Genomic DNA, 17,392 nt, shown 5'->3' with positions numbered 1-17,392 from the left:
CACCGATACTCCCAGAACCGCACTCATCAGCTGCCCATCTCGCTACCTACTGCACGACATGCGGAGCCTGCGTATTCGGACCGAACGTCCGGCAGCCCCCGCTTGGACCGCCACTCTACGGGGTGCCGAGTCCGGCGTACACCCACCCGGCATCGCGCCAGGTGGCGCGGTCCAGGCAGTTGCGGCCGTCGATGATCGAGCGGGAGCGGACCACCGGGTCCAGGTCGGCCGGCGTCAGCGCGGTGAACTCGTTCCACTCGGTCAGCACGAGGACCACGTCGGCCCGATCGCAGGCTTCGGCGACGGAGGTCGCGTAGTTCAGGGTCGGGAAGACACGGCGCGAATTCTCCACCGCCTTCGGGTCGTAGACGGTGACCACGGCGCCGTGCAGCTGGATCATGCCCGCCACGTTCAGCGCGGGGGAGTCGCGCACGTCGTCGGATTCCGGTTTGAACGCCGCGCCGAGCACCGCGACGTTCGCGCCGAGCAGCGAGCCGCCGCAGGCGCGCGCGGCCATGTCGACCACCTTGGTGCGGCGGCGCATATTGATGTTGTCGACCTCGCGCAGGAAGGCCACGGCGTGGTCGGCGCCGAGTTCACCCGAACGGGCCATGAACGCGCGGATGTCCTTGGGCAGGCAGCCGCCACCGAAACCCAGTCCGGCATTGAGGAACCGGCGGCCGATGCGGGCGTCGTAGCCGAGCGCGTCGGCCAGCATGGTCACATCGGCGCCGGTGGCCTCGCAGACTTCCGAGACGGCGTTGATGAACGAGATCTTCGTCGCGAGAAAGGCGTTCGCGGAGACCTTCACCAGTTCGGCGGTGGCCAGGTCGGTGCGCAGGAACGGGATCTCGGCGGCGATCAGGTCGGCGTAGAGCTCGCGGAGCTGCTGTTCTACCCAGTCGGCGCGCTCGCGGGTGCGGTCAAGCCCCAGGACCAGGCGGTCCGGGCGCAGGGTGTCCTGGACGGCGAAGCCCTCGCGCAGGAACTCGGGATTCCAGGCGACCTCGACGTCGACGTCGGCCTGCTGCCTCGCGCGAATGCCCAGAGCCGCTGCGGTTCCCACCGGGACGGTCGACTTGCCGACGATCACCGCCGGGCGTCGCAGCAGCGGCGCGAGCGTATCCACCACGGCGTGCACGTATTTCAGGTCGGCGCCGTACTCGCCCTTCTTCTGCGGGGTGCCGACACCGAGGAAGTGCACGTCGGCGTGGTCGGCGGCGTCGGCGTAGTCGGTGGTGAAGCGCAGCCTGCCCGCGGCGAGATTGCGTTGCAGTACCTGTTCGAGGCCCGGCTCGTAGAACGGCACCACTCCATCGGCCAGTTTGGCCACCTTGCCGGGATCGACGTCGACCCCGACCACGTCATGCCCCAGGTCGGCCATGCACGCTGCGTGCGTGGCCCCCAGGTAGCCCGTTCCGAAGACTGTGCATCGCATGACTCTGTTGGTAGGCGTTGTGCATGGCTACGCCGCGTCAGCCAGGCGAGAGGGGGTGCAACATCTGGTGTACAGGGGACGACGGGTGCCGATCGCAGCGCTTCTACCTGCGGTGATGGATGTGCGTGGTTCGTTTCGGGGCCCGCGCGGACGTGTCTGCGCCGGGTGCCGGAGCCCGCTCACTAGCATCGGGATGTGCGCAGGGTCCTAGTCGTGGTGGCCGGGTTGCTGCTCGTGGTGGCGCTCGCCGTGGTCGCCCTGTGGCCGGTGTACGTGCGGCCGCGCACCGATGCGCCCGCTCCCGCCGACGCGATCCTGATCCTCGGCGGCGCCCACGACGGCCGCGAGGAACTCGGTCTGCGGCTGGCCGCCGACGGGTACGCGCCGCGCGTGCTGGTCTCCAATCCCTACGAGCACAGCGCGATGATCAACCGGATCTGCCACGGCGGCTACAGCTTCGAGGTGATCTGCTTCGACCCCAGCCCCCGCACCACCCTCGGCGAAGGCCGCGAACTGGCCCGCCTCGGCGCAGACTGGGACCGCGTCATCGTGGTCACCTTCACCCCCCACATCTCCCGATCCCGCTACATCCTCGGCGAATGCTGGCCCGGCGAACTCCTTTTCGTCGACCCGCGACCCCACCTCTCCCCACCCCGCTGGGCCTGGGACTACGCCTACCAGTCGGCGGGCTACGTCAAAGCCTGGTTCGCCGACTGCTGAGGCTCGACAGCTATCGGGACCGGTGCAGATCGCGCAGGGCCTCGAAGAGAGTCAGAACCAGGCCGAGGTTGCGGATGTTCTGCACTCCGACCGGGCTCACGCCCTTGCCGGCGGACGTCGTGAAGCACAGCATTCCCTGAGCGATACCCGCCTTTTCGAGCCTGGACCACGGCAGCGCGGTCGAACCCACCCGCAGTTCCGTCGCGCCGATCGCGATCCCCTGGAAGTCCAGGATCTCCCCACGCTGCAAGTCCGCCCAGGCTGCTGGAAGCTGGGCGCGGGCGATTCCGGCTTGCACCTCCGGTCCCCACACCCCTTCGAAGACGAAGGGTGCGCCGCGGCGAATACCGGTGATACGGCGGCCATCGATTCGAGGAGTTCCGACGAAGCCACCGCGCCCGATCGAGTAGGCGTCGTCGTCGGGACCGACCAGGACCCATCTGTCGTCGGAGATACCGCCATTGATGGTCTGCTTGTAGTTCCACACGGAGGTCGAGCGCCAGGCGAACGCGACGGGTGCGTGATCGCCGGTGAAGGCGAGACCATCCTCGTACACATACAGGCGGGCACCGTTCAGGCGAGTGAAGACCCAGCGCTGATACGGACCGAACACCTCGCGGAGCCGGCCGAGCCGGTGACTCTGCGCGAGCTTCTCGATCTCGGCCGGTACCTTCTCGCGGTTCTGGATTCCGCGCAGCTCTGTCCCCATCGACTTCCCCCCCGGTTCGTGAATATCCCTGTGCTGCTTTGTATCACGGACCGGGGCATCCGGGTGGATACGAGTGTGCCCCGGGTTCCAGGAACCCGGGGCACACTCGGTCGTGTTCAGTTGTCAGTTCTTGCGGCCGGGGGCCTTGGCGCCGGATTTGAAGCCGAGGCCGCCGGGCTTGGCGGTCGGCGGGGCGACGGGCGGGGTGCCGTTTCCGTTGCTGTGGCCGTTTCCGTTCCCGTTGGTGGTCTCGGCCTGGGGGGCCGGGGCTTCCGGTTCGGGGGCCGGGGTGGGCTCCGGGGCCGCGGGGGTTGTCTCGGCCGGGGCCGGGGCTTCCGCCGGGGTCTTCGCGCCGGGGGCCTTGGGGCCGGGGCGCTTGAAGCCGGACTTCATGGCGAGGCCCTTGGCCGCGACGGTCGGCTTGGTTTCGGTGGGGGCCGAAGCCTGGGCCGTGGGGGCTTCGGCTGCCGGGGCAGCTTCAGCCTGCGGGGCCGGGGTGGTGTCCTCGGCGGGGGTCGCCGGGGTTTCCGCCGGGGCCTTCGCGCCGGGGGCCTTGGGGCCGGGGCGCTTGAAGCCGGACTTCATGGCCAGGCCCTTGGCGGCGACCGTCGGCTTGGTTTCCGACGGGGCCGAAGCCGCAGCATCCGAGGCCGGAGCATCCGCGGTCGAGGCTTCGGCCGGGGCGGCATCCGCAGACGGAGCTGCCGGGGCCTTGGCACCGGGGGCCTTTGCCCCACCCTTCATACCGAGTCCGCCACCGGGGGCCTTGGCGCCACCCTTCATACCCAGACCCTTGACCGGGGGAGCCGGGGTCTCGGCGGCCGGAGCAGCATCCTCGGCGGCAGCCGCGGGGGCTTTCGCACCCGGAGCCTTCGCGCCGCCCTTCATGCCGAGCCCGCCACCGGGGGCCTTCGCGCCACCCTTCATACCCAGGCCGCCGCCGGGTGCCTTGGCGCCACCCTTCATGCCCAGGCCCTTGGCCGGAGCAGCCTCAGCAGCCTCGGCCGGAGCCGCTTCGGCAGCAGGCGCCTTCGCACCCGGCGCCTTGGCAGCACCCTTCATACCCAGACCACCACCAGGCGCCTTCGCGGCGCCCTTCATACCCAGACCACCACCGGTCGGAGCGGCCTTCGGTGCCGCCTCCGCCACCTCGGCGACCGGCTCGGGTTCGGGCTCCGGTTCCGGTTCGGGTTCGGCCTTGGGCTCCTGGATGACCACCAGATTCGCCGACAACTCCGCCGCATCCACCCGCGTGATCGAGTCCAGCATCAACTGCGCGACATCGACGACCTCGACACCCTCGCCCTGACCCTGCTCCTGACGCGCGGTCACACCATCGGTCAACATCACCCGGCAGAACGGGCAACCCGTCGCGATCTTCGTCGGATTCGTCGACAGGGCTTCATCGACACGATCGACATTGATCCGCTTACCGAGCTGTTCTTCCATCCACATCCGCGCGCCACCGGCACCACAACACATCGACCGCTCACCATGACGCGGCATCTCCACCAACGTCGAGCCCGACGCCTCCATCAACTCACGCGGGGCGTTGTAGATCTTGTTGTGCCGACCCAGATAGCACGGATCGTGATAAGTGATGTTCTGCGACACCGACGCCACCGGCACCAGTTTCTTCTGCCGCACCAACCGGTTGAGCAACTGCGTGTGATGCACCACCTCATAGGTGCCACCGACCTGCGGATACTCGTTGTTCAACGCGTTGAAGCAATGCGCACACGTGACAACGATCTTCTTCTTGGACTGCTCGACACCCTCGAACACCGAGTTGATGACCTCGATGTTCTGCATCGCCAACTGCTGGAACAAGAACTCGTTACCCGCACGACGCGCCGAGTCACCGGTGCAGGTCTCCTCCGCACCCAACACCATGAACTTCGTGCCCGCCGTCGCCAACAACTCCGCCACCGCCTTGGTGGTCTTCTTCGCGCGGTCTTCGTAGGCGCCGGCGCAACCGACCCAGAACAGGTACTCGTAACCGTCGAAACTGTCGGCATCCTTACCGAAGACCGGGATGTCGAAATCGACTTCCTTGATCCAGTTCAAACGGTCCTTGGAGTTCTGACCCCACGGGTTGCCCTTGTTCTCCAGGTTCTTGAACAACCCGGCCAGCTCGGAGGGGAACTCCGACTCGATCAACACCTGATACCGGCGCATATCGATGATGTGATCGACATGCTCGATATCGACCGGGCACTGCTCCACACACGCACCACAACTCGTGCACGACCACAGGACCTCGGGGTCGATGACACCGTTGACGTCCTCGCCACCGATCAACGGACGCTCCGCCTCGGCCCGCGCCGCCTCGGAGATCTTGGCCAGCTTCGCCTCGTCGGGCTTGCCGTCGGCGTCGACCAGGCCGATCTCGTCGCCACCGGCGTCCTTGCGGCCACCGGCCAGCAGGTAGGGGGCGGCGGCGTAACCGTGGTCGCGCAGCGACATGATCAGCAGCTTGGGCGAGAGCGGCTTACCGGTGTTCCAGGCGGGGCACTGCGACTGGCAGCGACCGCACTCGGTGCAGGTGGAGAAGTCCAGCCAGCCCTTCCAGGAGAAGTCCTCCATCCGGCCGACACCGAGGTTGTCGACATCGGGGTCGACGTTCTCCATGTCCAGGACCTTGCCGTTGGACATCATCGGCTTGGCCGCGCCGAGGGCGACGCTGCCGTCGGCCTCACGCTTGAAGTAGATGTTCGGGAAGGCCGAGAACCGGTGCCAGGCCACGCCCCAGGTGATGTTGCGGCCGACGACGAACAGCCAGACCATGCCCGACATCAGCTTGACGAACGCGAAGATCGAGATCAGCGTGACGTTGGCCGGGATGATCTTGGCGATCTGTCCGGTGATCGGGTCGGTCCAGGCGGAATGACCGGTCAGCGACAGCACGCCGGCCTTCACCAGCACCATGCCGATGCCCTCGGTGAGCACGACCCACTCGACGAAATACGCCGGACCGAACTTCGAGCCGCTGAAGCGGGACAGCCGCGCGGGCAGGCGCGGGTGGTTCAGCTGACGCAGGATCATCAGCGTCGCGATGCCGACGACGGTGCCGACGCCGAGGATCTCGTCGCCGAGATGGAACCACCAGGTTTCGCCGATGAACGGCCACGACCAGGTGGGATCGAAGGTCTGCCCGTAGGCCATGAACCAGAACTGCGCACCGGCCAGGAAGCCGATCATGACCAGCCAGTGCGCCCAGCCCACGGTGCGGAACTTGTTCATCCGCGTGTGCGCGATGAACTCCACGAGCATGGTCTTGAACCGCGGGAAGAACGGTCGCCAACGGTCCGGCGCGGACTGGCCGATCGTGACGGCCTTACCGATCTTCCACGCGCCGCTGAGGAACGACGCCCAACACAACAGGCTGAGCAGTGCTCCAATCGTGCCCAACGTGATTGTCAGGGCATTCATGTCGCGACCTTTCTTTAGAGGCAACACGAGGGTCGTGCGGGCGAGAGGACTCACCCAGTTGGCTCGTATCGTAACCGGCGCTAAGTTACCGGCCAGTAACTACCGGTGTCCACCGTAGGATCGGCATTTGTGCTCTGACCTTGTTTACTGGGGCTTGACCCGGGATTTGCTTGTGAGCAATCTCACATAAAAGTTTGCTCCAGGATTCCCACGTCTGCTGGTGAACACCGTAAACCGCGCGTGATCTGCGGTGGAGCTAAGGTCAGGCTTACTAACTCGTTCCGGAATCCGTCTGGTCTACCGGGTTTCGTTCCATTAAGCTGCGGCTGTTCTGTCTGCTGTGCCGGTCTTCACACTGCTCGGGGAGAAGTAAGGGACATCTCACGGATGTCACCGCTTGACGAGTCTCGCGTGTCGCGGATCGCACGCCGAACCACACCTGATGGATGGGAACCTGAATGAACTTCCGTAGGACCACTGCGGCTGCCGCACTGGTTATCGGGGCGATGACCGTGGCCACCGGCACTTCGCATGCCGAAGAGGCGCCGCAGGACATCAAGTACTCGGTGAAGCTCGTCGACAAGACCGTCGTCGCCACCGTGAAGAACGGCACCGTGGCACTGGTCGAGCAGGCGGGCGAGACGCCCGAGGCGCCCAAGACCCAGGTCGCCGAGATCAAGGACAGTCGGGGGGCTGTCGTGGTCTCGCTGCCGATCGCCTTCACCATCAACGGCACCGACATCCCGACCAAGGCCGAGGTCGTCAAGGACTCGACCGTGCTCGAGCTGACCCCGGAGAAGCCGGAAGGCGTCGACGTCACCGCCAGCCAGGTGGGCGTCAACCCGGTCGTCAAGGCCGAGTCGATCGCCTCGGTGCAGGAGAACCAGAAGGCCATCAACGACTTCTCCTCGAAGTTCAGCATCGGCACCGCCATCGGCACCTTCGTCGGTTCGGCCATCGGCGCGGTCGTCGGCTGCATCGCGGGCGGCATCGTCGGCCTCGGCGCGTTCTCGCTGCCGCTGTGCCTGGGTGGCGTCGTGGGTGGCGCGGCCATCGGTGGCGTCATCGGCATGATCGCCATCGGCGGCCCGACCATGCTGGTCGCCGGCCTGGAGCTGCTGAACATCCTGCAGGCGCCGGACGGCACCACCGCCTGGGCCGAGAAGCCCAAGACCGTGGCCGACCCGGCTCCCGTCGCCGCTCCGGAGAACTGATCGGCGTACGCCCGAACGTCTCTCGCGAAGGCCCCGCTCCCCACGGAGCGGGGCCTTCCGCGTTCCGTGCGCCCTAACCCAGCCGCCCGGACACCGTTTCCGCCCCTTGAACGGCCCCGTGCGGACCGAACGTCCGCTCGGCCATGACGTAACTCCCGTCGGCCCGCACCAGCAGCACCGTGCTCGCCCTGGTGCCGTGCAGATCGTGCGCGACGAACCGCGCCGACACCGCCCGCTCGAACTCCGGGGCGATCCCGGTGCGCGGCAGCAGCTCGGCCGCCGCCTCGGTGCGGTCGGCGAGCAGGGCGAAGTAGTCCTCGACCGAATCCGGTGCGGTGGCGATGATGTCGCGCAGCTCGCGCAGTCCGTCGGCGACCTTCGGCCAGACCGGCGGCGCGCCCACCCCGGTGACCTCGAACTCCTGGGGACCGCTGTGCACAACCTCGCCGGGCGCCGAAACCAGATGCGGCCCGTTCGACAGACCGTGCAGCCCCGGCACGAGTTCCGCGGGCGCGGCACCGCTGCGATTGGACTGCCACCACAGCGCATCCGCGTCCCCGGTGAGCAGGTTGTAGCCGAGGTAGCGGGCCGGGTCGATCGCGGTCTGATAGGCGCTGGGTGAGTCCGCCGAGCGCAGGTAGTCCATCAGCAGGGCGCCGCGGGAACGCGCGTGCGGCACCCGGTCCAGCGGGTCGCGCACATTGGTGACGGTGGCGAAGCGGGCGTCGGCCGGGCGGAAGCCGAGCCAGGTGCCCGGCGCGTCGGCGCCCAGATCACGCCCGGCCAGCAGTCCGTCAGGCCAGCGCGTCAGCGATTCGGTGGCGCGGGTGTAGAACTCGTCCCGGTTGGCCGCCACGATCAGCCGGTACTCCGGGTGCGCGCGCCAGGCGAGCAGAACCAAACACATGCCACCCAGCTTGCCGCAGACGCCGGAAGGGCCGGTAGCGCGTCGCTACCGGCCCTTCCGAGCTGCTCTGTGCCTGCGGGAGTCCGCGATCAGTTGGTGCGGACCGACAGACCCGGGTTGTCCGAGAGGACGACGCTCAGCGGCTGCGCGAACAGCTGCGGCACGTCACCGGTGATCGCGCCGATGATGTTGGGGATCTCGCAGATCGGGTAGTCGGCGACCGACGACGCGCTCGAGATGCCGAGCGCCAGGCGACCGGTGACGATCGCGCCACCCGAATCGCCGGGCAGGGCGCAGATGTTGGCCGAGAAGCTCTGGGTCATCTGACGGTCACCGACCTGCACGGTCTGGTCGACGCCGTTGATGATGCCGCAGCTGAACCCGGTGCGGGCACCCGACTTGCAGACCGGCGCGCCGACGACCGGCACCGCCACACCCTCGACCGCGATCGGGGCGTTGCCCGGCACGCGGACCAGGTTGTTCTCGAAGCGCGGGCGGGCGTTGTCGTTGATCGAGATGATCGAGTAGTCCTGCGCGCCGAGCACCGACTTCTGGAAGGTGCCCAGCTGGGCGCCGGCGTGGTCGCCGTTGATCTCGTAGATCGCGGCGGCGGAATCGCTGCCCGCGGTGCCGAGATCGGGGTTGCAGTGCCCGGCCGAGATGTTGACGACGTGGCCCGAGCGGTCGGTGCCGTTGAAGCCCAGCGAGCAGCGCAGCGAGCTGCGGCCCACGATCGAGGCGTAGCCGTCGCCGCCGGCCAGCGCGCCGTTGCCGTCACCGGCGACGGGGGTGGCGGTCAGGTCGACGCGCTCGCCGGCCACCGGCGGCGCGGTGACGACCACGCGCGCCGGGTCGATGAAGCTGGGCAGCGGCAGCCCGGCCTGCTCCACGCGCACGGCGATGGCGTTGTTGACGGTGTCGATGACGACACCGCGCACCAGGTTGGCGACCTCCGGCGGCGCGGCGGCCAGCCAGTTCTCGAACGCGGTCTTCTCCCCGCGCAGCATGGACTCGCTCTTGGCGACGTTGCGCACCTCGAACCCGGCCGACTCGGCCGCGGCCCGCGCCTCGTCGGCACCGGGGCCGTGCGAGAGCGCGATGACGGCCTTGCCCTGGTCGCTCAGCCAGGAACCGGCGAAGACCTGCGGGAACTGGCGCTGCGCGGTGGTGGAGAACGCGGCCACCTGCTGCGCTACGTCGGCGCGGTGCAGGTACTCCTCGGGGGAGATCTTCAGATCGCGGGTGACCGCCTCGATCAGCTGGGCGGGCAGGTCGCCCGCGGGGGCGGGCTGCGCGTCGGCGACTGCCATCGTGGGGCCGAACAGCAGAATCGCCGCGGACGCGGCGATCACGGATTTGCGCGCTCTTCCCGAGCTGCGCGCGGACGAGTTTCGACCCATACGTGGCAGGAGCATGATCGAACTATATGGGCTCGGGCGGGTTATGCCTACTCGGACCGGGCAAGAGATTTCGCTCACCCGGTCCGGTCGGCGTTTCGGGACGTTCTCAGCCCGCGTTCGGCTTGGTGCGCACCGTGATTCCACCGATCGCGCCCGCCGCGTCGGCCAGGATCGGCCGGATCGGGATGCCGAGCGAGGCGGTGCCGCCGTAGGGCGCGAGCTGGGTGTTGGCCTCGGCGCAGTTGGGCGCGTCGGCGGCGTTGGAACCGCTGGTGATGCCCAGCGCCAGGGTGCCGGAGACGATCGCGCCGCCGCTGTCGCCGCCCAGGGTGCAGGCGCTGTTGGCGAAGCCGCGGATCGTCTTGCTGACGCCCTCGGCCGTGAACAGCTGGGTCTCCACATGATCGGCCGAGACGAAGCCGCAGGTGAAGGTCGAGGACTGCCCGGTCTTGCAGACCGGCGCGCCGGTCACCGGTTCGGCGGTGCCGGTGATGGTGAGGGTGGTGCCCTCGGCGCCACGCACCCGCGGCTGGTCCATGCCCGCGTTCACCGCGCGCTCGTTGAGCCGGATCACCGAGTAGTCCAGCGCGGCGGGCCCGCCCAGCACCGAGTGGGCGAAGCTGCCGACCTCGGGGCTGTTGGGGATGTCGCGCACGTTGGGCACGTAGACCGGCGCGGAGCCGCCGTTGTCGATGTTCGGATTGCAGTGGCCTGCCGAGATGTTGAGGGCGGCGCCCGCGTCGTCGGTGGCGTTGAAGCCGAATGAGCACACGTCCACCCCACGCAGCGAGGTGTCGTGCAGATCCTTGGTGGCGGTGATGTAGGTGTCGCCGCCCATCGGCCTGCGTTCCACCGGACCGCCGCCGCCGGGGGAGAGCACCACCTTGATGGTGGCGATCAGCGTCGGCAGGTTGAGCAGGTGCCCGGTGGGGGTGTTGGCGACATTGAGCACCAGCTGGCTGTTGAGGGTGTCGATCGCGACCGAGCTGATCGGTTCGGAGATCTCGCGCGGCAGGCTCGCGATCCACTGGCTCAGCTGCACCAGCGCGCCCTCGAGGCCGTTGGCCGAGATCGGCGCGAGCTGGGTCTGATAGCCGTCGGCGGCGGCGAGCTTGCCCGTCTCGGCATCGGTCACCGCGACGACGGCCTTGCCCTCCGGCGTCAGCCAGGCACCGGCGAAGGTGTCGGGGTTGGCGGCGCGGAAGTCGGTCGCGTACTGGCGCAGTTGCTGCGCGCGGGCGGCGCGATCGAGGTACTCCACGGGCGTCATGCCCAGATCACGCGCCAGCGCCGTCACCATTTCCGCAGGTAAAGCGTCTGCGGCAAGTTGAAGGGGGGCATCGGGATCCGCCGCGGCGGGGCCGGAACCGAACAGTGGTGCCAGGAGAACAGTCGCGGCGAAACCGGCGGAGGCTGCCTTGACCGCGGCGCGACGCGCCACCAACTTGCGCATGAAATCCCTTCGTCGGCACGAGTGACCGCCGACACTGCGGGAGGCAGTGATGTCGGTCGCCGCATCACTCTAGGGCACGGCCGCGACACAGGCGCGACAACGTCTGCCCTACCGCTGATAGTCGTAGCCCGGGATCCGCAGCGGCGACGGGAGATTGCCCGGCGGGTAGTCCTCGAAGGGCAGCAGCGGGCGGGTGGTGCTGCGGCTGGGAGTGGTCGGTTCGGTGGTCGTCGTCGGTGCCGGTTCGCCGGTGGTGGTCGTCGGTTCCGGCGGTGTCTCGGTGGTGGTCGGCTCCGGTTCGGGCTCGGTGGTGACGGGCGCCTGCGGGGTCGTCTCGTCCACCGGGGGCGGCAGCGGCGCGGGCGGCTGCTGTTCGGTCGGCGCGTCCGGGCGCGCGTCGGAGATCGACGGCGGGGCCACCGGCTCCCCGCTGCGCAGCAGCACCGACACCGCGATTCCGCCGAGCAGCAGGCCGATCAGCGCGGCCACCGCGATGAGCAACGGCGTGCGATTGCGGGTGGGCGCCGGGGCCGGCGCGGGCAGCTCGGCGGGCAGCACCGTGGCGGGCACGGCCAGCGCCTTGGTGGGCAGCACGGCCGCGGGCAGCGCCGCCGAATACGCCTGCGCGGTCGCGGCGGGCTTCTGCAGCGCGGGCATCACATCGGTGACGACCAGCGAATTCTCGGTGACGATCGGGTCCGGCGGGGTGGCGCCCGCCGGCGTGGCCAGCACCGCCACCAGCGCGGCCTCGGCCGCCGAGGTGACATACGAGCGGCCCGGTTCGACCCCGGCGCCGGGCTGGGGCAACTCGTCCTCACCCAGCAGCGCCACCGACTTCAGTCCCAGATAGTCCAGCGCCTCGCGCACCCCGCGCACAACCTCTGGCGTCCACTGCGCCGGGTGCGTCGCGTAGAACTCGGCCGGGCCGCTGAGGTGCTCGGTGGTCTGATCGATGAGGCAGAACATGGCCGTGGCCAGCAGGTCCTCGGCCCGGTAGGCCTCGCCGCCGTCGACGTCGACACCCGCCGGATCGCCGATCGCGCGCACGAATCCGCTGATCGAGTGCGCGTGCCCGGAGGGCGCGGGACCGCCGAGGGCCGCGTCGCCGTCGTCGGACATGTGCAGCACCGACTCGCGGACGAGGTGGATCGGCGGGCCGTCCTCGGTGACCACCGCGGCGATGCACTCGTCGTCGGCGATGCGCAGGCCCACCCCAGTGGCCATCCGGTTTACCTCCCTACCCCGGGCCGGTCACACCAGCAGTGAACCGTGTCCCATCGCGCGGAGCATTGACAATAATTCCGATCGGGATCGCGCGCCTATCCGACGTCGGATTCGCGCGACGTGATGCTCCACCGTCTTCGCGGAAATGTACAGCCGTGCGCCGATCTCCCGGTAGGTCAGACCGAGCAGCACCAGCTCGGCCACCTCGCGTTCGCGGTCACTGAGCGCCTGCGGTTCGATCAGCGGCCGCCGGGCGCTGTGTGGATCATCGGCGCTGGTCACGGCCTGATCAGAACGCGCCGGAAGCCGCACCGACCCGGCCAGCTCGAGTAGTTCCGCCGGGTCGTCGACGCCGCGGGCCGCGTCCTCGGCCAGCCGCGCGGCGTCGTAGGCGTGCCCCCGCTCGGCCAGCGCGAGTACCGCCGTGCGGACCGAGGTGATGTCGGCCTCACCGCGGCGCACCAGCAGCCAGGTGCGTCCCGCGTCGGCCAGCACGGCCGCGTGCGCGTCACCTTCGGCGGCGGCCTGCTTCAACGCGTGCGCGTGCGGCAGCAGTTGTTGCGGCTCGTTCTGGCCGAGCGCGGCCTGCACGCCGTACCAGTGGAAGACGGCGGTCCACGCCGAGGCGTGGGCGAGCCCACGCACCAGCGCCGTCGCGGCGTCCACCGCGTTCTGCACGCGCCGTTCCTCACGCAGCGCGATCCCCGCCAGCCACATCTCCCCGACCGCGAGCAGACCGAGCAGGTCGATGTCGACCTTCTCGAACGCGGGCAGCGCCACGGTCCAGGCTCGCCGCAGCGCGGTGAGATCCCCGCTGCGCCGTGCCAGCCCGACAGACAGCCCGTGCGCGAGCAGCCGGTCGCGCGCGAAGAGCGGCGCGTGGCCGAGCGCGCCCAGCATCTCGGCGGCCCGCTGCTCATCGCCGGTGGCCAGCGCGACCCACGCGGCCAGGATCGTGCGCTGAGGGTCGGCCGGCGCTTCGGGGACAGGGATGCGCCCACCCTCGGTGAACAGGTGCGACGAGGCCGTGCGGTGTTCGAGGCCGTCGCCGGCCGGGACTCGATCGTCGGTCGTGCGCGATCGGTCCCGGTGGTCGGTGGCCGAGTGCGGACGGGGTCCGGCCGGGAGCTGCTGCCGTGCGTGCGGATCCGGGCTGCCGTCCGCCGGGTCTCGGGATTCGGTGACGGCCCAGAGCGCGGCGGCGGCACGGCCGGGGGCGCCCGCGCTCAGGTTCAAGAGCGTGGCGACGGCGATCGCGCTGCACGGGCCGTTGTGGTGAGCGGTGTGCAGGGCTTGGGTGAGGTCGACGATCGCGGTGGCCGGTCGGGGTCTCGGGTGGTCGGTGTCCTCGGAGCCGGGCGGAGTCGGTGTGGTGAGCGGCGTGCCGGAATCGAGGGAGGCGAGTAGTGCGCGGGCGATCAGCCGGGGGCCCGCGGTGGCCTCGGTGGGTGGCCAGCGGTCGGCGTCGGCGGACATGTCGGCGGCGGCGCTGTCGCCTGCCAGGGCGAGGACTGTGGTCGCGACGGCCCAGTCGGCGCCGACCCGGTTTGCGCCGAGCCAGCGGTAGAGGGCGGCGGCGCGCTGGACGAGTCCGCGGCGGGTGAGCACGGTCGCGCAGATCCGGACGGCGGCGGCGAGCTCGGCGGCGGGGGCGTCGACGCGGTCGAGCAGCGGTTCGGCCAGGCGCAGGGCGGTGTCGTCGTCACCCGTCGCGGCGGCGGCTTCGGCCCAGGGCAGGGCGATCCGGCGGGGATCGGCGCCTGCGGCGGCCGCGGCGGCGTAGTAGCGCGCGGCATCGATCCGGTTGTGTTCGGCTGTCCGGCACAGGAACTCGGCCAGCCGCTCGTCGCGCACGCCGGATTCCGCGAGCAGCAGCCCGGTGTGGTCGCGCAGCAGTCCGGCGGCGAGGCGGGTGTCGAGCAGCCTGCGCTGCACCGCCACATAGCGCCGGTCACCGATCAGCACCCGCAGTTGTGGGACCGCGGCGGCCAGCAGCAGATCGGCATCGGTGACCAGCGCGCTCGTCCTGGCCCGAACCAGCAGATCCCGCGCGACCGCCGGCTCGAGATCGAGTACCTCGGCCAGCTCGCCCGCGTCGAGCCCGGTGCCGGTCGCGGCGACGACGAGGGTGTCGAGCAGGGCGGGATCGGCGCCGGACAGTTGCGATCTGGTCCACGCCGCCAGCGCGTCGTCGACGGCGGCCATGCCCTGATCCAGCCGCGCCGCGCCCGCCGCGAGCAACGCCGCGACCACGCCCGCGTGCACACCCCCGGTCCGGGTGTGGATGTAGTCGATGATCGGGCGCGGCACGGTGACGCCGAGTTCGCGTGCCAGCGAACCGATATCGCCACTGCCCAGTGCCCGCAGTTCCACGGTGCGACCGTGCCGCGCGACGGTCTCGCACAGCGCGCGCAGCTCGGGATGCTGCGGACGCGGCTGCGTCGCGCAGAGGAAAGACCTGGTGCCCGAGGTGATCTCGGCACTGAGCGCGTCGAGCTGGGCGGCCGTCAGGGTGTGCAGGTCATCGAGGACGACCACCGCGCCGCTGTCCGGCGCGACGGGCACGCTCCCGATCACCGCGAGCCCACGCCCCCGCAACCGCTGCCTGGCCGCGTCCAGCAGCACCGACTTACCGGTGCCGGAGCGCCCCGACAGCAACAGGACCACCGGTTTCTGTGGTGCGGCTTCGATACTGCGGAGGATCTCGCGGGCGTTCGGCAGGCAGTCGAGCGCGATCGGCCTCAATTGCCGCCTCCCAGCAGCTCACCGGGCAGTTTGGTGACACCGCCGACCGTCCCCTCCACCGCTTCACCGGCACCGTCGATGATCTTGCCGGGCACCTGGCCGAGGTTGGGGTACTGCGGCTGCTGGGGTTGCTGCGGGGCGGGCGCGGGAGACGTTGTGGTCGGCGGGGTTTGGGCAGGCGGGGCCGGTGCGGGCGAGTTCTGCGGCGGCGGAGCCTGTTCGGGCGCGGGCGACTGCGGCGACCCGGGCTGCGGCTGCGGTGTGCCTGCCTGGGGTGCCTCGCCCTGCGGCGTGCCCGCCTGCGGTACGCCCCCGTTCGCTGCCTGGGCCGGGGTGGGCTGCGACGAATTCTGTGTCGTCGCAGCGGGAGTCACCGTTCCCGGAATCGGTTGCCCGGACGCGTCGAGTAGCGGGGCGCCGGGGACGGGCTTGCCGTCGGCGTCGAGCGTCGGAGTCCCGAGCACCGTCTTGCCCTCGGCGTCGAGAGCCGCGATGGGGGTGACCGCGTTCGTCGCCGGTGCCCCGGTGTTCGTGGCCGCCGCGTCGGCGGAGGTGGGCGTCGGAATGCTGGGTGTGCTGAATTGCGGTGCCATGGCCAGTGTTCCGGCGGTCAGTGCGCCGAACGCGGCGAGGGCGGCGGCCACCACGGCCAGCCGCTTGCCCGATTTCCGCGGCGTCGCGGCGGAGATCGTGTCGTCGCCCTCGGGGCGACCAGCGAACAGGCTCGCTTTGCTGGAATAACGTCCGGTATCGGCCAACTCCCTTGCGGCAGTGGTCATGCCGGTCACCGGAGCGCGGTGCTCGTCCGAAGTGCTCCCGCCCTCCGGGTCATCGGACGACTTCCCGAGCGCCACTCCCGCCATCGGGAACTCGGTACTGTGCGGGCTCGCCTCGGTATACGCCGAGTAGGCGAGCGCACCGGAAGTCGCCGCGCCGTAGGAAGATTCCGCCGCCAGCAGATCGGCCGCCAACTCCGCGGCCCCCGCCGCACCGGCCGTCGCCGGATCGGCGCACGCCACCACCGGCAACCCGAACTCCGCCGAAACCAGCTCGGCGACAAGCGGAATCGCGCCCCCACCACCGGTCAGCAACACCGCGCGCACATCACCGAACTCGATACCCGCCTGCTGCACCGCCGTGCGCACCAGGTCGAGCGAGTCCAGCAGGTCCCCGCGCACCACGTCCTCGAACTCGCTGCGCACGATCCGCACCGGTCCGCCGGTGCCGAGCGCGCCCACCGGCACCACCGTCGCCGTGTCGAGCGAGAGCTCCTCCTTGGCGATCCGGCACCGTTCGCGCAGCGCCGTCAGCTCGGCCTCGACCAGGGGGTCGAACGGGTCGAACTCGGCGTCGCCCAGCGCGTGCGCGAGCACATAGCGCATTGTCAGCAAATCGAATTCGGCTCCGGCGATCGTGTCGCTGTGCGCCGGGGTGCCCAGCAGACCCGACTGCTCACCGGTGCGCACCACCGAGACGGTCAGTCCGCTCGCGCCCAGGTCGTAGACCACCAGCGCGCCGTCGTCGAGCAGTCCGCGCTCGACCTCGTAGCGGCGCAGCACCGCCAGGGGCTCCGGGATCAGCACCGTGGACCCGGTTCCGGTCGCGTCGAGCGCGTCCTGGACGGCGCGGACCTGGTCGTCTGCCCACCAGCCCGGATGGCAGGCGATCACCGTCGGTTCTGCGCCGGTCTGCGCGGCGATGTCGGTGATCAGCCGGGTCGTCGCGGTGGCGACCAGATCGGCGGCGGCGTGACTGGACCCGTCCTCTGCCAGCATCGGCACCGGGTCGCCCACCCGCGCGAGGAACCCGTCGACGACGTGCCCCGGCGCGACTTCCACCGCGGTGCGACGCTGGATCACCGCCACCGGCGCACCGCCGTCGGCCGTCGTCGCGACGGCCACGGATCGGGATGCGCCGACAGTGATGCCGAGCGGGAGACGGTCAGTCATGAGAACCTCTTGCGGATGCGTGAGCGGCGGACACCATCGAGCGAACTATCCCGATAGTCGGTTGCTGCCCGAAAGCTGTTACGCCTCCGCTCAGGATCCCCTAACCTCCGCTAACCATCCCGGCGCTGTTGGACGGTTGATCACCTCCCTCCCGGGCCGCGGTGTCCGCCGTCGGCGCGTGATGATCACCCGTCCAGGCAG

General features: G+C 69.9%; 11 protein-coding genes. 2 read left to right on the top strand and 9 right to left on the bottom strand.

The features are described 5' to 3' along the window. Positions 1–115 precede the first annotated feature (115 nt). Positions 116–1,438, bottom strand: a complete 1,323-nt coding sequence (locus tag ACFC06_RS16470; RefSeq protein ID WP_375931350.1) for a UDP-glucose dehydrogenase family protein — start codon at positions 1,436–1,438, stop codon at positions 116–118. Positions 1,439–1,633: 195 nt separating this feature from the next. Between ACFC06_RS16470 and ACFC06_RS16465 the strand changes: the two genes are divergently transcribed. Continuing rightward, positions 1,634–2,158: a YdcF family protein gene (locus ACFC06_RS16465; RefSeq protein WP_375931347.1), complete on the top strand. Its 525-nt coding sequence runs from the start codon at positions 1,634–1,636 to the stop codon at positions 2,156–2,158. 10 nt (positions 2,159–2,168) lie between these two features. On the opposite strand, the gene ACFC06_RS16460 is transcribed toward ACFC06_RS16465, so the two are convergent. Together ACFC06_RS16460 and ACFC06_RS16455 are read right to left on the bottom strand one after the other, a co-directional pair. Then, positions 2,169–2,867, bottom strand: coding sequence for a DUF6585 family protein (locus ACFC06_RS16460; protein WP_375931344.1), 699 nt, complete (start codon positions 2,865–2,867; stop codon positions 2,169–2,171). Between the two features lie 123 nt (positions 2,868–2,990). Further along, complete coding sequence (locus tag ACFC06_RS16455) at positions 2,991–6,299, bottom strand: (Fe-S)-binding protein (RefSeq protein ID WP_375931341.1); 3,309 nt, start codon at positions 6,297–6,299, stop codon at positions 2,991–2,993. 506 nt (positions 6,300–6,805) lie between these two features. Between ACFC06_RS16455 and ACFC06_RS16450 the strand changes: the two genes are divergently transcribed. Then, complete coding sequence (locus ACFC06_RS16450; protein WP_375931338.1) at positions 6,806–7,513, top strand: hypothetical protein; 708 nt, start codon at positions 6,806–6,808, stop codon at positions 7,511–7,513. A gap of 73 nt (positions 7,514–7,586) precedes the next feature. Here the strand turns inward: ACFC06_RS16450 and ACFC06_RS16445 are convergent, their stop codons facing one another. From ACFC06_RS16445 to ACFC06_RS16420, 6 genes are all read right to left on the bottom strand, one after another. Beyond that, the gene (locus ACFC06_RS16445; protein ID WP_375931335.1) at positions 7,587–8,420 is read right to left on the bottom strand and encodes an NRDE family protein; all 834 of its coding nucleotides are present in this window, start codon (positions 8,418–8,420) and stop codon (positions 7,587–7,589) included. Between the two features lie 89 nt (positions 8,421–8,509). Then, positions 8,510–9,772: a S1 family peptidase gene (locus ACFC06_RS16440; RefSeq protein ID WP_375931332.1), complete on the bottom strand. Its 1,263-nt coding sequence runs from the start codon at positions 9,770–9,772 to the stop codon at positions 8,510–8,512. A gap of 154 nt (positions 9,773–9,926) precedes the next feature. Beyond that, complete coding sequence (locus ACFC06_RS16435; protein WP_375931329.1) at positions 9,927–11,273, bottom strand: S1 family peptidase; 1,347 nt, start codon at positions 11,271–11,273, stop codon at positions 9,927–9,929. 108 nt (positions 11,274–11,381) lie between these two features. Continuing rightward, complete coding sequence (locus tag ACFC06_RS16430) at positions 11,382–12,497, bottom strand: hypothetical protein (RefSeq protein WP_375931326.1); 1,116 nt, start codon at positions 12,495–12,497, stop codon at positions 11,382–11,384. Between the two features lie 27 nt (positions 12,498–12,524). After that, entirely contained in the window at positions 12,525–15,242 is a 2,718-nt protein-coding gene (locus ACFC06_RS16425; protein ID WP_375931323.1) for a LuxR C-terminal-related transcriptional regulator, read from the bottom strand. Beyond that, entirely contained in the window at positions 15,239–17,191 is a 1,953-nt protein-coding gene (locus tag ACFC06_RS16420; RefSeq protein ID WP_375931321.1) for an Hsp70 family protein, read from the bottom strand. The genes ACFC06_RS16425 and ACFC06_RS16420 overlap by 4 nt, the downstream gene beginning before the upstream one ends. Positions 17,192–17,392: the final 201 nt, after the last annotated feature.

The sequence above is a fragment of the Nocardia sp. NPDC056064 genome, from assembly GCF_042266925.1.
Lineage (GTDB): Bacteria > Actinomycetota > Actinomycetes > Mycobacteriales > Mycobacteriaceae > Nocardia.
This window is presented reverse-complemented; position numbering and strand designations above follow the sequence as displayed.